This is a genomic window from Phenylobacterium sp. (assembly GCF_030693805.1).
Taxonomy (GTDB): Bacteria; Pseudomonadota; Alphaproteobacteria; order Caulobacterales; family Caulobacteraceae; genus Phenylobacterium.
Genome location: NZ_JAUXZW010000346.1, coordinates 1 through 11897 on the forward strand (window position 1 = coordinate 1; position 11897 = coordinate 11897).

Below are 11897 nucleotides of genomic sequence, written 5' to 3' on the forward strand. Positions count from 1 at the left end.
GGCGTTCCTGGCGGCCGGGGCGCCGGAGGTGCGGCTGATCAACCGCACGCTGTCCAAGGCCTGGGTGGTCGCCACTCTGCTGGGACCGAGGGCCTCGGCGTTCAAGCTCAACGACGCCGCGGCCGGGTTCGCCGGCGTGAATGCGATCGTCAACGCCAGCTCCGCCGGGTTGCTGGGGGAAGGGTCCGAGCTGCCGTTCGACGCCGCGCCGTCTACCGCCGTAGTGATGGACATGACCTACAAGCCGCTGCTCACGCCGCTATTGCGCGACGCCCAGGGGGCCGGTCTTCGCACCGTCGACGGCCTGGAAATGCTGATCGGCCAGGCGCGGCCCTCGTTCGAAGCCTTCTTTGGCCGTTCGCCGCCGGCGGAGGTCGATGTCCGATCACTGGCTCTGGCTGCGCTGGGGGCTGACGCGTGAAGGTGATCGGCCTCACCGGATCGATCGGCATGGGCAAATCGGCGACGCTGGCCATGTTCGCCGAGGCCGGACTGCCGGTCTATGACGCCGACGCCCAGGTGCATGCGCTCTACGCCAGGGGAGGCGAGGCGGTCGCGCCCGTCGAGGCCGCGTTTCCCGGCGTGACGAAGGATGGCGCCGTGGACCGCCAGGCGCTGGGACCGCGGGTGCTATCCGACCCGGCGGCTCTGGCGAAGTTGGAGGCGATCGTCCACCCGCTGATGGTGGATCGCCGCAGGGCTTTCCTGCGCGAGGCGGAGGCGGGGGGCGCCGACCTTGTCGTGCTGGATATTCCCCTGCTGTTCGAGACCGGCGGCGAGAAGGCCGTGGACAGCGTTGTTGTGGTCAGCGCGCCGAGCGACGTGCAGCGCAGCAGGGTTCTGGCGCGTCCCGGCATGACGCCCGAGAAGTTCGAGGCGATCCTCGCCAAGCAACTGCCAGACGCCGATAAGCGCACGCGCGCCGACTTCGTCGTCGACACCAGCCAGGGCCTGGACGTCGCGCGGCAGCGGGTGGGCGAGATCATTGCGACCCTGCGCGGGAAGGCCCGCGACGCCGCGCGCGGTTGAAGCGACTCGCGAAACGCGGCATGGAATCGGTATGGCCCGAGAGATCGTCCTCGATACCGAAACCACCGGTTTCGAACCGCATCTAGGTCACCGCCTGGTGGAGATCGCCTGCCTGGAGATCGAGGATTTCATCCCGACCGGGCGCTCGTTCCACGCCTACATCGACCCTGAACGCGACATGCCGCCGGACGCCCAGAAGGTGCACGGCCTGTCGGAAGAGTTCCTGCGCGGGAAGCCGAAGTTCGCCGAGAGTGTGGTGGTCGAGGCGTTCCTCGAGTTCGTCGGCGATGCGCCGATCGTCGCCCACAACGCCGGTTTCGACCGCGCCTTCGTCAACCACGAGCTGGGCCTCTGCGCCCGCGACGCGTTGCACGAAGCGCGCTGGGTGGACACGCTGGCGCTCGCCCGCATGCGCTTTCCGGGCATGCACAATTCGCTCGATGCGCTGTGCAAGCGCTTCAAGATCTCGCTGTTGGAGCGTGAGAAGCATGGCGCGCTGATCGATGCGCGGCTGCTGGCCAGCGTCTACCTGGAGCTGAAGGGCGGGCGCGAGCGTCGGCTGGAGCTGACCGCAACGGCGGCCACGGTGGCCGTCGCCGTGGCAGGCCAGACGACCTACGGCGAGCGGCCCAGGCCCATGGCTATGCGATCCACCGACGCGGAACGCGCGCTCCACGCCGCCTTTGTCCGCGATGCGATGAAGAACGACGTGCTCTGGACGCGGTTCGGGCTCTGACCTGCGTCAGGCGTGACCGATGACTTCCTCGGCCTTGCGCGAAGCGTAGACGGCGGCGAAGTCGATCGGGTCCAGCAGGAAGGGCGGGAAGCCGCCCTCGGACGTCACGTCGGCGATGATCCGCCGGGCGAACGGAAACATGAAGCGCGGGCATTCGGTGAGCAGCACCGCCTCGACGCTCTCCTGCGGCACCCCGTTCAGCGCGAACACGCCGCCGTACAGCAGCTCGACGACGAACAGCGGGCCGTCCTCACGGTTGGCGCGGGCCGAAAGCTTCAGGTCGACCTCGAAGAAACCATCGTCGCGGCCCCGGGCGTTCATCTCGACGCCGACATCGATCTGCGGCTGCGGTCCGGTGGAACGGAGCGCATCGGGCGCTCGCGGGTTCTCGAAGGACAGGTCGCGGATGAACTGGGCGAGGATGCGGATGCCCGGCTCTTCGGTGAGCTGGCCGTTTTGGGTTTGGGCTGAGCCAGCGTCGGTGTCGGTCATTTAACTTGATCCGTGCTAAGGGCTGTCGCGGGTTCGGCTTCGCTGCACCTGCGGAGGCGCTGAAGCGGCGCCCGTCGGCTGGGCGGGGCAGCTATCACGCGCTACCTGCTGATGCAATGTCGCCCCTGACGCGGGCGTTCCGGGGTCCTATATTGGGACTTGAGCCCGAAAGCGTATGAACTGAGAGCGTTTTGCAGATCCTGGAACTCATCATCTTCGCCGGTTTGGCCGCCATCGTGCTGTACCAGCTCTATTCGGTGCTCGGCCGCCGTGTCGGCCGTCAGCCGGAAGACGCAGCGGCGGCGGAGGCGCGCGCTGGCGCGCCCGAGCGCCCGACCGACCGGCCGGCTGATCCCGCCGACGACGGCGTGGCGCTGAGCGGCCTGGCGGCGATCCGCGCCCGCGACCCCAGCTTCGACATCGACCGTTTCCTCGCGGGCTGCAAACAGGCTTACGAGATGACCGTGCGGGCCTTCGCCGCGGGCGATCGCGCGACCCTGCGCAACCTGCTGGCGCCCAACGTCATGGCCAGTTTCGAGACCGCCATCGCCCAACGCGAGAACGAGGGCGGCAGCGAGACGGTCGAGTTCCTGCACCCGCCTCGCGCCGACCTCGAAAAGGCCGACGTGGAGGGCGATTTCGCGCGCGCCACCGTGCGCTTCCTGGCCGAGTTCCGCAGCCGCACCAAGGGCGCCGAGGGCGAGGCGGTCGACGACCGCCGCACCGCCGAGCTCTGGACGTTCGAGCGCAATCTCAGCAATCGCGATCCCAACTGGATCCTGGTCCACGTCGACGCCGCGGAGGCCTGAGTGCGTTTCGGTCCTGCGAGGGCCGCGATGGCGGCCCTCATCGTCGCGGCGTGCGCCACCCAACAGCCGGGACCTAGGCCATCGTCGCCAAGCCGCCCGCAGCCGACGCAGCCTGCGCCGGCGCCGCGGCTGGACCTGTCACATCTTCCCGGATGGCGCAGCGAAGACCACGCCGCGGCGTTCGCGGCGTTCCAGGCCACCTGCGGCGCCGCCGCCGACTCCGCCATGGCCGAGGTCTGCCGCCGGGCCCGCGCCCGCACGGCGCTGGACGACCGCCAGGCGCGCGCCTTCTTCGAAGAGAATTTCCGCGCTGAGGCTTCCGCCGGCGAAGGCGTGCTGACCGGCTATTTCGCGCCCGAGTATCCCGCCAGGTGGCGACCCGACGCCGAGTTCAGCGCGCCAGTGCGCCCCAAACCCAGCGATCTGGTTGTCTCGACGCCGTCGCCCGGCCGGCCGGCGGTGTCGCGCAAGATCGGTTCGCGCCTGGAGCCCTATCCTGACCGCGCCGCGATCGAGGCGGCGCCGGTCGGCCGCGCGCTGGCCTGGATGCGACCCGAGGAGTTGTTCTTCCTGCAGATCCAGGGTTCCGGGGTCCTGACCATGGAGGATGGGCGACGGATGAAGGCCGGGGTCGCGGCGACCAACGGCCTGCCGTTTGTGGGCATCGCCAATCCGATGCGCGAGCGCGGACTGCTGGCCGGGAACAACACCTCGGGCGATGCAATCCGTAACTGGCTGGCCGCCCACAAGGGCCCCGAGGCCGACGCGGTCATGAGGCTCAACCCGCGCTACGTGTTCTTCACGCTGGGCCCTGACGACGGCCTGCCGCCGATGGGTTCGGCGCGCGTGCCGCTGCCAGCCGGCTATTCGATCGCGGTCGACGCCTCGCAGCATCGCATGGGCGAGCTGTTTTGGCTGGACGCCGAAGCCCCGACCTTGGCCGGCGCCTTTCCCGCCTACCGTCGCCTGGCGATGGCGCTGGACACCGGCGGCGCGATCAAGGGCGCTGTCCGCGCCGACCTCTACCTTGGGCAGGGGGCTCGCGCCGGTGCGGAGGCAGGCCGCGTGCGCCATACGCTGCGCATGTACAAGCTCGCGCCGCGGGTCGGGCCGCAGCCGCGGTGAAACGGCCGCTGAAGCCGGACGAGCAGCGTCTGTGGTCTTTGGTCGCGGCGACCATCCATCCGCTCGCCGGCAGGGTTGTTCCGGAGGCGCTGCCTGCGCCGGAAGTGACGATGAAGTCCGCCGCGGCCAAGCCGTCACCGGCGCCCTCGAAAGGCGCGCATCCGTTGAAACCGCCTGCGCGGACGGCGCGTGAAGCGCCCGAGTTCATCGAACCGCGCCGCAAGCACCGCATCGCTAGGGAGCGCGACCCGATCGGCGCACGCATCGACCTGCATGGCATGGATCAGGACCGCGCCCGCGCCGCGCTGGACGGTTTCCTGCGCCGGGCCTGGGACGAGGGGTTCCGCGCGGTGCTGGTGATCACCGGCAAGGGCATGATGGGCGACGGGATCCTGCGTCGCCGCACGCCGGAGTGGCTCGCCGCGCCGGGACTGCGGGACATCGTCGCCGGCATCGCTGAAGCCCACCGCCGCCACGGTGGTGAGGGCGCGCTCTACGTGGCGCTGAAGCGAAAACCGCGGGGGTAGGGCGCGCGCGCCTACTTCGCGATGCGTTTGTCGCGCTGGGCCTTCACGCGCAGGCGTAGCGCGTTGAGCTTGATGAAGCCGGCGGCGTCGCGGTGGTCGTAGGCGACGGCGCCTTCCTCGAAGGTCACCAGGTCCTGATCGTAGAGGGAGTAGGGGCTGGTGCGGCCGATGACGGTGACGTTGCCCTTGTAGAGCTTCACCCGCACCTGGCCGGTGACCATGGCCTGCTAGTGGTCGATGGCGACCTGCAGCATCTCGCGCTCGGGCGAGAACCAGAAGCCGTTGTAGATCAGCGTGGCGTACTTCGGCATCAGCTCGTCCTTCAGGTGCATCGAGCCGCGATCCAGCGTGATCGACTCGATGCCCCGGTGGGCGGCCAGCAGGATGGTCCCGCCGGGGGTCTCGTAGACACCGCGCGACTTCATGCCGACGAAGCGGTTCTCCACCAGGTCCAGGCGGCCCACGCCGTTGTCGTGGCCGAGTTCGTTCAGCTTGGTCAGCAGGGCGGCCGGCGACAGCCGCTCGCCGTCGACGGCGACGGGGTCGCCCTTCTCGAAGTCGAGGGTGAACACGGTCGGTTTATCGGGGGCGTCCTCCGGCGCGATGGTGCGCATGTGGACGAACTCCGGCGCCTCGACGGCCGGGTCCTCCAGCACCTTACCCTCCGACGAGGAGTGCAGCAGGTTGGCGTCGACGCTGAACGGGGCCTCGCCGCGCTTGTCCTTGGAGATCGGGATCTGGTTCTTCTCGGCGAATTCGATCAGCGCCTCCCGGCTCTTGAAGTCCCACTCGCGCCACGGCGCGATCACCTTGATGTCGGGCTCCAGCGCGTAGTAGCCGAGCTCGAAACGGACCTGGTCGTTGCCCTTGCCGGTGGCGCCATGACAGACGGCGTCGGCGCCCATCCGGCGGGCGATGTCGATCTGCCCCTTGGCGATCAGCGGCCGGGCGATCGAGGTGCCGAGCAGGTACTGGCCCTCGTAGACGGTGTTGGCCCGGAACATCGGGAACACGTAGTCGCGGACGAACTCCTCGCGCAGGTCCTCGATGAAGATGTTCTCGGGCTTGATGCCCAGCATCAGCGCCTTCTCACGGGCCGGCGCCAGCTCCTCGCCCTGGCCGAGGTCGGCGGTGAAGGTGATCACCTCCGCGCCGTACTCCTGCTGCAGCCACTTCAGGATGATCGAGGTGTCCAGGCCGCCGGAATAGGCGAGGACGACCTTCTTGATCGACGTGTCGGCGGCCATGGGCGCGGGTCCTTGGGGAGGGGCAGGGGGAGGAAGCGGGTCGCGCGGGCGTTTAAGGGCGAACGCGAGCGGGGTTCAAGGCCAAAGCGGCATGACCGACCTAGGACTTGAACTGCTCCTCGCGCTGCATGGTCTCAAGCGCGGCCTGCAGATAGCGCAGATAGCCGAGCGCGAAGAGCGCGGCGGTGATGGCGCGCAGGCAGAACCAGACCAGCGATTCCGGCCCGACCGGCGCCGTGCTCCGGTGCAGGAACAGCAGGACGCCGCCCAGGACCAGGCCGACGCCGGGACCCACGGCGAGCGCGACGGTGCGGCTGACCCGCATTCCCGGCATGAGCGGCGGCGGCACGCGGGCGTCCGGCTTTGCGCGTTCCCACGCCGCGCGGCTGGCGCTGGCCATGATCGACAGGGCGATGATCCAGAGGGCGTCGGCCGCCAGCGAAAGGACATTCATCGGCTAGACGGTTACCTGGGCGCCCAGCTCGACCACGCGGCCGGGGGGTATCTTGTAGAAGTCGGTCGGGTTGGCGGCGTTGCGCATCAGGAAGATGAAGATCTTGTCCTGCCATAGCGGCATGCCCGACTGGGCGGACGGCACCACCGAGCGGCGGCCGAGGAAGAAGCTGGTGGCCATGATGTCGAATTTCAGCCCCTGCTTGCGGCACAGCCCCAGCGCGCGGGGGATGTTCGGGCTTTCCATGAAGCCGAACGCCACGGTCACCTTGGTGAAATCCTTGTTGATCGGCTCGATCAGGATGCGGTCCTCGTCCTTCACCCGCGGCGTCTCCGCGGTGCGGATGGTGAGGATGACATTGCGGTCGTGCAGCACCTTGTTGTGCTTGAGGTTGTGCATCAGAGCGACGGGGGCGACCTCCGGATCGGAGGTCAGGAAGATCGCCGTGCCCGGCGCCCGGTGCGGGCTGCGGGCGCGCAGGATCTCCGACAGTTCGGCCAGCGAGATGCTGTCTCGGCGGGTCTTCTCGCTGAGGATCTGGGCGCCGCGCGTCCAGGTCCACATCATCACCACCAGCCCCGCGCCCAGCACCAGCGGCAGCCAGGCGCCTTGCGGGATCTTCAGCAAGTTGGAGCCCAGGAAGGCGATGTCCAGCAAGCCGAAGGCCGAGGAAGCCAGCGCCGCCTGCCAGGTCGGCCGCTTCCACATATGCTTCACGATGACGTAGAACAGCAGGGTGTCGATGAACATCGAGCCGGTGACCGCGATTCCGTAGGCGGCCGCCAGGTTCGACGAGCTGCGGAACATCACCAGCAGGATCAGCACCCCGATCAGCAGGAAGGTGTTCACCTGCGGCACGTAGATTTGACCGGCCTGGGTCTCGCTGGTGCGGCGGATGTCGATGCGCGGGAACAAGCCCAGTTGCACCGCCTGCTGGGTCATGGAGAAGGCCCCGGTGATCACCGCCTGGCTGGCGATCACCGCTGCGCAGGTGGCCAGCACCAGCACCGGCCAGTAGGCGAAGTCAGGGATCATGTGGAAGAACGGGTTGGCCGCGGCCGACGGGTTGGACAGCACCAGAGCGCCCTGGCCGAAGTAGTTGAGCAGCAGGCAGGGCAGCACCAGCACCAGCCAGGCCGCGCGGATCGGGGCTTTGCCGAAGTGGCCCATGTCGGCGTAGAGCGCCTCGGCCCCGGTGACCGCCAGGAACACGCTGCCCAGAATGATGAATCCCAGCAGCCCGTTCTCGAAGAGGAACATCACGCCGTAGTGCGGCGACAGCGCGCGGAAGATCGACGGGTCGTCGCTGATGTGCACCAGGCCCAGGGCCGCCAGCGTCAGGAACCACACCGCGGTGATCGGCCCGAAGAACCGCGCCATGCTGGCCGTGCCGCGCGATTGCACCATGAACAGCACGATCAGGATGCCCGCCGAGATCGGCAGCACCATCGGCTTCAAGGCCGCGCCCACATGCGGCGCCTCCTTCAGGCCTTCGATGGCGCCGAGCACAGAGATCGCGGGCGTGATCACCCCGTCGCCGTAGAACAGCGCCGCGCCGAGCATGCCGAGGACGAAGACCACGCCGGAGCGTCGTCCCAACGCGCGCTGGGCCAGCGCGGTCAGTGCGAGCGTGCCACCTTCGCCCTTGTTGTCGGCGCGCATCAGGAAGACCACGTACTTGATGGTCACGATGAGGATCAGCGCCCAGGTCACAAGGGACACGACGCCCAGCACCTCCAGGGCCTGAGTGCCGCCGGCGCGGGCGTGATGCAGCGCTTCCCGCATGGCGTAGAGCGGGCTGGTGCCGATGTCGCCAAAGACGACGCCCACGGAGCCCAGCGCCAACGCCCAGAACTTCTCCTTGTGGGCGTGAGGAGCGCCCTCGCTCGAATCGAGGGCGCCGCCGGCCGGGTCTGCCATCCGTAGTCTCCGGAAACCCCACCGGTCCCCTAGGCGGCGCCATGCCGTCACGCGGCGGGCGCGATACACCCAATCCGACGGCGGTTCAATCCGCCGCCACGTCGCAAGGCGATGCTGAACGTATCAGGTTAACGTCGCTGTTGCTTGGTTGGGCTTGGGCGGGTTGAACCGTGGCGCGGCTTTCGCCACCCTGCGACTGACGGCGAGGGGGCCTGGATGGATCGCAGACTGGCGTTGGTGACCGGCGCGTCGGCCGGGATCGGCGCGGCGTTCGCGCGGATCTACGCCAGCCATGGTTACGACGTGGCCTTGACTGCGCGGCGTCAGGACCGCCTGGACGCCGTCGCCGCGGAGATCGGCCAGCGCTACGGGGTCGAGACCCTGACCTTCGCCGCCGACCTCGCGGACGCCCAGGCCCCGGCCGCGCTGCTGAGTCACCTGACCGCCCACGGTCGCGTCGTCGACGTGTTGGTCAACAACGCCGGCTATGGCGTGCCGGGCGTTTACGCCGACGTCCCCTGGGAGACGCAGGCCGATTTCCTGCAAGTGATGGTCACCGCCCCCTGTGAACTGGCGCGCAAGGTGCTGGACGGCATGGCCGATCGCGGCTTCGGCCGGATCGTCAACGTCGCGTCGCTTGCCGGCCTGGCGCCGGGCTCGGCTGGATCCACGCTCTATGGCGCGTCCAAGAGCTTCCTGATCCGCTTCTCGCAGAGCCTGCACCTGGAGACCCTGAACAGCGGCGTGCACGTCAGCGCCCTGTGCCCGGGCTTCACCTATTCGGAATTCCACGACGTCACGGGTTCGCGCGCCCTGGTCGGCAAGTCCGTGCCGGAGTGGATGTGGCTGGACGCCGAGGCGGTGGCCGCGGCCGGCTTCGAGGCGGCGGAGGCGAACCGGCCGATCTGCGTCCCCGGCGCGCCCAACAAGGCGATCGCGGCTCTGGCCAGACTGGCGCCGGAGGAGTGGATGCTGGCGCTGATGGCCTGGCAGGGCGCGCGGTTCCGCCACATCTGAGCGACGAAGCCGTTGACCCCCAGGCCCGCCTGGCTCATGCACGGGCCTTAGCCCAAATCGCCAACCGCGCCGCCCGGCGCATGCCAACGGAGCCTCCCCATGGCCGCCGCCGACCCGCGCCTGATTGTTCCCCTGGACCTGCCCAGCGTCGACGCCGCCCGCGGCATGGTCGACACGCTGGGCGACGCGGTCAGCTTCTACAAGGTGGGTCTGGAGCTGTTCGCCTCCGACGGCATGACGCTCGCCCGGGCGCTGAAGGCCGAGGGCAAGCAGGTGTTCCTGGATTGGAAGCTGCACGACATCCCCACCACGGTGCAGCGCGCCGCCAGCGTGCTGGCCGAAGCCGGCTGCGACCTGCTCACCGTGCACGGCGAGCCGCAGGTGATGGCCGCCGCTGTCGCCGGGCGGGGGACGTCGCGGCTGAAGGTGCTGGCGGTCACCGTTCTGACCAGCCTGTCCGACGAGGACCTGGGCGAGATGGGTTACGCCGAGACGGCCCGGGCGCTGGTCGAGCGCCGCATCCATCAGGCGCTGGCCGCCGGCTGCGACGGCGTCGTTGCGAGCCCGCACGAGGCGGCGCTGGCGCGGACCATCGGCGGCCCGGACTTCCTGGTGGTGACGCCGGGGGTGCGGCCCGACTGGGCGGCGAAGAACGATCAGGCCCGCGCTTCGACGCCGGCGCAAGCGCTGCGCAGTGGAGCCTCCCACATCGTCTGCGGTCGGCCGATCACGGCGGCCAACGACCCGCGCGAAGCGGCGCTGCGGATCGCCGCGGAGATGGCCGGGGCCTAGTGGCCCTTGCCGCCGCCCTTGTGGCCGCCGCCCTTGCCGCCGTGGCCGCCGCCCTTGTACCCGCCGCGATAGCTGATGCTGGCGCTCGAGGAGGCGCTGGCATGGGCGCGCGCTGAGGCGCCGGCGAAGGCGCCCGCGCCGACGAAGCCATAGCCGCCGCCACCGCTCCAGTAGTCGCCGCCGCCGATCGGGCCGACGCCGCCGGTGTCGGCGAAGAAGCTGTCGTTGATCACGCCGATCGTGGACCAGCCCCCGGTCGAGGCGCCGCCCCAGGCCATGCCGCCGTTGCGGCAGAGGCAGTCGCGCGAGGCCGGCGAGGCGCGGTGGCCGTACATGAACCAGCTGCCGTCCGGCTTTTCCCAGATGCGTTCGGCCGAATAGCCACGATCGTCGTAGCCGTAGGCGCGCTCGTCGGCGTAGTCCCCGTCGCGATCTTCGTAGCCGCGATCGGCGGCGTAGCTGTCCTCATAGCTCCGATCGTCGTCGTAGCGCCCGTCATAGCTGCGCTGCTCTACATAACCGTCGCGCCAGCTGCCCGCGTCGGCGCCGTCCACGCGGCTGTCGTAGCTGTAGGACTCGTAGTCATAGCCGCGCTGGCCGCCGTCGCCGCAGACCTGCGGACAGGCCTGGGCCGCGCCGGCCAGGCCGAGGCCGATTACTAGAGAAATAGCCGCCAAGCGCATGGTCGAACTCCCGGTCACGTCGCACAGCCATAGGCGGCGACGGGGGAGCGGGCGAACGGTTGCAAGCGTGAGGCGAGCGTTGTGGTTACCGGTTCGCGTCGGCCCTCAGAAGTCGACGGCGATGCCCTTGCGCTCCCAGTCGCCGAACCGCGTGGGCTCCGGGCCCTTGGGGCCGCCGTCTTCGGGGAGCGTCGGTTCGGCCTGCGCCTGGGCGGTGCGGCGCGCCTCGGCCTCTTCCAGCGCGCGTCGCGCGGCCGGGGTCAGCACCTTGCCGGGCGCTGCGTTGGGAGCTGTGTCGTCCATAGGAACGCATCTAGTCCCGCAGGGGCCGCGACGCCAGGGTTCGCGAAACCGCTTGCGGCCCGCGCCGTGAGCGGGCACGCCGCGCGGCGTGAACGACACCGACGCCGGACTACCCGCACGCGCCGCCGCGCTCGACCTGCTGACCGCCGCCCTGAGCGGCCGCACCGGCCTGGACGACGGGCTGAGCCATCCCGCCCTGCAGGCGCTGAGCCCGCGCGATCGCGCCTTCGCCCGCGCGGTGGTGATGGCGACCCTGCGCCGGCTGGGGCCGATCGACCGGGCGCTGGACGCCAAGCTTCAACGTCCCCCGCCCGACCGGGTGCGCAACATCCTGCGCCTGGGAGCCGCCCAGGCGCTGGGCCTGGAGATCGCGCCCCACGCCGCCGTGGCCACCAGCGTCGACCTGGCGGACGCCCAGGCGGGCAGCCGCCGGTTCAAGGGGTTGGTCAACGCCGTGCTGCGCGGCCTGCTGCGCGAACCGCCGAAGCTCGATGATCCGAACGACCAGGCGCCCCCCTGGCTCTACGCCCGCTGGCGTGCGGCCTATGGCGGGGCGGGCGCCGACGCGATTGTGGCCATGGTGGCGAAGGAACCTGCGACCGACCTGACGCTGAAGGATCCGGCGATGTCGGCCGCCCTGGCCGACGACCTGGAGGCCGAGCCGCTGCCGGGCCGCGGCCTGCGCACGGCGCGACGGGGCGAGCTCTCGACCTGGCCGGGCTTCGCCGAGGGGGCCTGGTGGGTGCAGGACGCCGCCGCGGCC

General features: G+C 69.9%; 14 protein-coding genes and 1 pseudogene. 9 read left to right on the forward strand and 6 right to left on the reverse strand.

Annotation, left to right across the window (positions count from 1 at the left end):
- The 3 genes from Q8M88_RS13745 to dnaQ all read left to right on the forward strand — a co-directional run.
- Window positions 1-421 (forward strand): shikimate dehydrogenase (locus tag Q8M88_RS13745; RefSeq protein ID WP_371132715.1); only part of this gene is annotated, 421 nt, incomplete at its 5' end.
- Window positions 418-1029 (forward strand): dephospho-CoA kinase, encoded by a 612-nt coding sequence (gene coaE / locus Q8M88_RS13750; protein WP_305597724.1) that lies wholly within the window; start codon window positions 418-420, stop codon window positions 1027-1029. The genes Q8M88_RS13745 and coaE, both read left to right, overlap by 4 nt.
- Window positions 1030-1060: 31 nt before the next feature.
- Complete coding sequence (gene dnaQ, locus Q8M88_RS13755; protein WP_305597725.1) at window positions 1061-1765, forward strand: DNA polymerase III subunit epsilon; 705 nt, start codon at window positions 1061-1063, stop codon at window positions 1763-1765.
- Window positions 1766-1771: 6 nt separating this feature from the next.
- On the opposite strand, the gene secB is transcribed toward dnaQ, so the two are convergent.
- Entirely contained in the window at window positions 1772-2257 is a 486-nt protein-coding gene (secB, locus tag Q8M88_RS13760) for a protein-export chaperone SecB (protein WP_305597726.1), read from the reverse strand.
- Window positions 2258-2454: 197 nt separating this feature from the next.
- On the opposite strand from secB, the gene timA reads away from it, so the two are divergent.
- The 3 genes from timA to Q8M88_RS13775 are packed head-to-tail and all read left to right on the forward strand — an operon-like array spanning window position 2455 to window position 4718.
- Entirely contained in the window at window positions 2455-3066 is a 612-nt protein-coding gene (gene timA, locus Q8M88_RS13765) for a TIM44-related membrane protein TimA (RefSeq protein WP_305597736.1), read from the forward strand.
- A 27-nt stretch (window positions 3067-3093) separates the two neighbouring features.
- Window positions 3094-4191, forward strand: a complete 1098-nt coding sequence (locus tag Q8M88_RS13770) for an MltA domain-containing protein (protein WP_305597727.1) — start codon at window positions 3094-3096, stop codon at window positions 4189-4191.
- Window positions 4188-4718 (forward strand): Smr/MutS family protein, encoded by a 531-nt coding sequence (locus tag Q8M88_RS13775; RefSeq protein ID WP_305597728.1) that lies wholly within the window; start codon window positions 4188-4190, stop codon window positions 4716-4718. Before Q8M88_RS13770 ends, Q8M88_RS13775 begins: the two co-directional genes overlap by 4 nt.
- An 11-nt stretch (window positions 4719-4729) precedes the next feature.
- Here Q8M88_RS13775 and Q8M88_RS13780 read toward each other — a convergent pair.
- The 3 genes and pseudogenes from Q8M88_RS13780 to Q8M88_RS13790 all read right to left on the reverse strand — a co-directional run bounded on the left by Q8M88_RS13780 (window position 4730) and on the right by Q8M88_RS13790 (window position 8339).
- Window positions 4730-5965 (reverse strand): annotated as a pseudogene (locus Q8M88_RS13780) (argininosuccinate synthase).
- A 100-nt stretch (window positions 5966-6065) separates the two neighbouring features.
- Window positions 6066-6419 carry a hypothetical protein gene (locus Q8M88_RS13785; protein WP_305597729.1) on the reverse strand — a complete coding sequence of 118 codons (354 nt, stop codon included), beginning with the start codon at window positions 6417-6419 and terminating at the stop codon, window positions 6066-6068.
- Window positions 6420-6422: 3 nt separating this feature from the next.
- Window positions 6423-8339 (reverse strand): potassium transporter Kup, encoded by a 1917-nt coding sequence (locus Q8M88_RS13790; RefSeq protein ID WP_305597730.1) that lies wholly within the window; start codon window positions 8337-8339, stop codon window positions 6423-6425.
- Between the two features lie 216 nt (window positions 8340-8555).
- On the opposite strand from Q8M88_RS13790, the gene Q8M88_RS13795 reads away from it, so the two are divergent.
- The gene (locus Q8M88_RS13795) at window positions 8556-9356 is read left to right on the forward strand and encodes an SDR family oxidoreductase (RefSeq protein ID WP_305597731.1); all 801 of its coding nucleotides are present in this window, start codon (window positions 8556-8558) and stop codon (window positions 9354-9356) included.
- 99 nt (window positions 9357-9455) lie between these two features.
- On the forward strand, window positions 9456-10148 hold the full coding sequence (gene pyrF / locus Q8M88_RS13800; RefSeq protein WP_305597732.1) for an orotidine-5'-phosphate decarboxylase: 693 nt from the start codon (window positions 9456-9458) through the stop codon (window positions 10146-10148).
- On the opposite strand, the gene Q8M88_RS13805 is transcribed toward pyrF, so the two are convergent.
- Window positions 10145-10831 carry a hypothetical protein gene (locus Q8M88_RS13805; RefSeq protein ID WP_305597733.1) on the reverse strand — a complete coding sequence of 229 codons (687 nt, stop codon included), beginning with the start codon at window positions 10829-10831 and terminating at the stop codon, window positions 10145-10147. The two genes, pyrF and Q8M88_RS13805, sit on opposite strands and share 4 nt — an antisense overlap.
- Before the next feature lie 105 nt (window positions 10832-10936).
- Window positions 10937-11134 (reverse strand): DUF1674 domain-containing protein, encoded by a 198-nt coding sequence (locus tag Q8M88_RS13810; protein WP_305597734.1) that lies wholly within the window; start codon window positions 11132-11134, stop codon window positions 10937-10939.
- An 88-nt stretch (window positions 11135-11222) separates the two neighbouring features.
- On the opposite strand from Q8M88_RS13810, the gene Q8M88_RS13815 reads away from it, so the two are divergent.
- The coding region (locus Q8M88_RS13815; protein ID WP_305597735.1) for a transcription antitermination factor NusB at window positions 11223-11897 on the forward strand (675 nt) is incomplete at its 3' end.

What these genes read in the sequence shown, in the direction of transcription:
- Q8M88_RS13790 (WP_305597730.1), bottom strand. Translation starts at nt 8,339, where the DNA reads ATGGCAGACCCGGCCGGCGGCGCCCTCGATTCGAGCGAGGGCGCTCCT.
- Q8M88_RS13770 (WP_305597727.1), top strand. Translation starts at nt 3,094, where the DNA reads ATGGCGGCCCTCATCGTCGCGGCGTGCGCCACCCAACAGCCGGGACCT.
- dnaQ (WP_305597725.1), top strand. Translation starts at nt 1,061, where the DNA reads ATGGCCCGAGAGATCGTCCTCGATACCGAAACCACCGGTTTCGAACCG.
- Q8M88_RS13795 (WP_305597731.1), top strand. Translation starts at nt 8,556, where the DNA reads ATGGATCGCAGACTGGCGTTGGTGACCGGCGCGTCGGCCGGGATCGGC.
- pyrF (WP_305597732.1), top strand. Translation starts at nt 9,456, where the DNA reads ATGGCCGCCGCCGACCCGCGCCTGATTGTTCCCCTGGACCTGCCCAGC.
- Q8M88_RS13805 (WP_305597733.1), bottom strand. Translation starts at nt 10,831, where the DNA reads ATGCGCTTGGCGGCTATTTCTCTAGTAATCGGCCTCGGCCTGGCCGGC.
- secB (WP_305597726.1), bottom strand. Translation starts at nt 2,257, where the DNA reads ATGACCGACACCGACGCTGGCTCAGCCCAAACCCAAAACGGCCAGCTC.
- Q8M88_RS13810 (WP_305597734.1), bottom strand. Translation starts at nt 11,134, where the DNA reads ATGGACGACACAGCTCCCAACGCAGCGCCCGGCAAGGTGCTGACCCCG.
- Q8M88_RS13785 (WP_305597729.1), bottom strand. Translation starts at nt 6,419, where the DNA reads ATGAATGTCCTTTCGCTGGCGGCCGACGCCCTCTGGATCATCGCCCTG.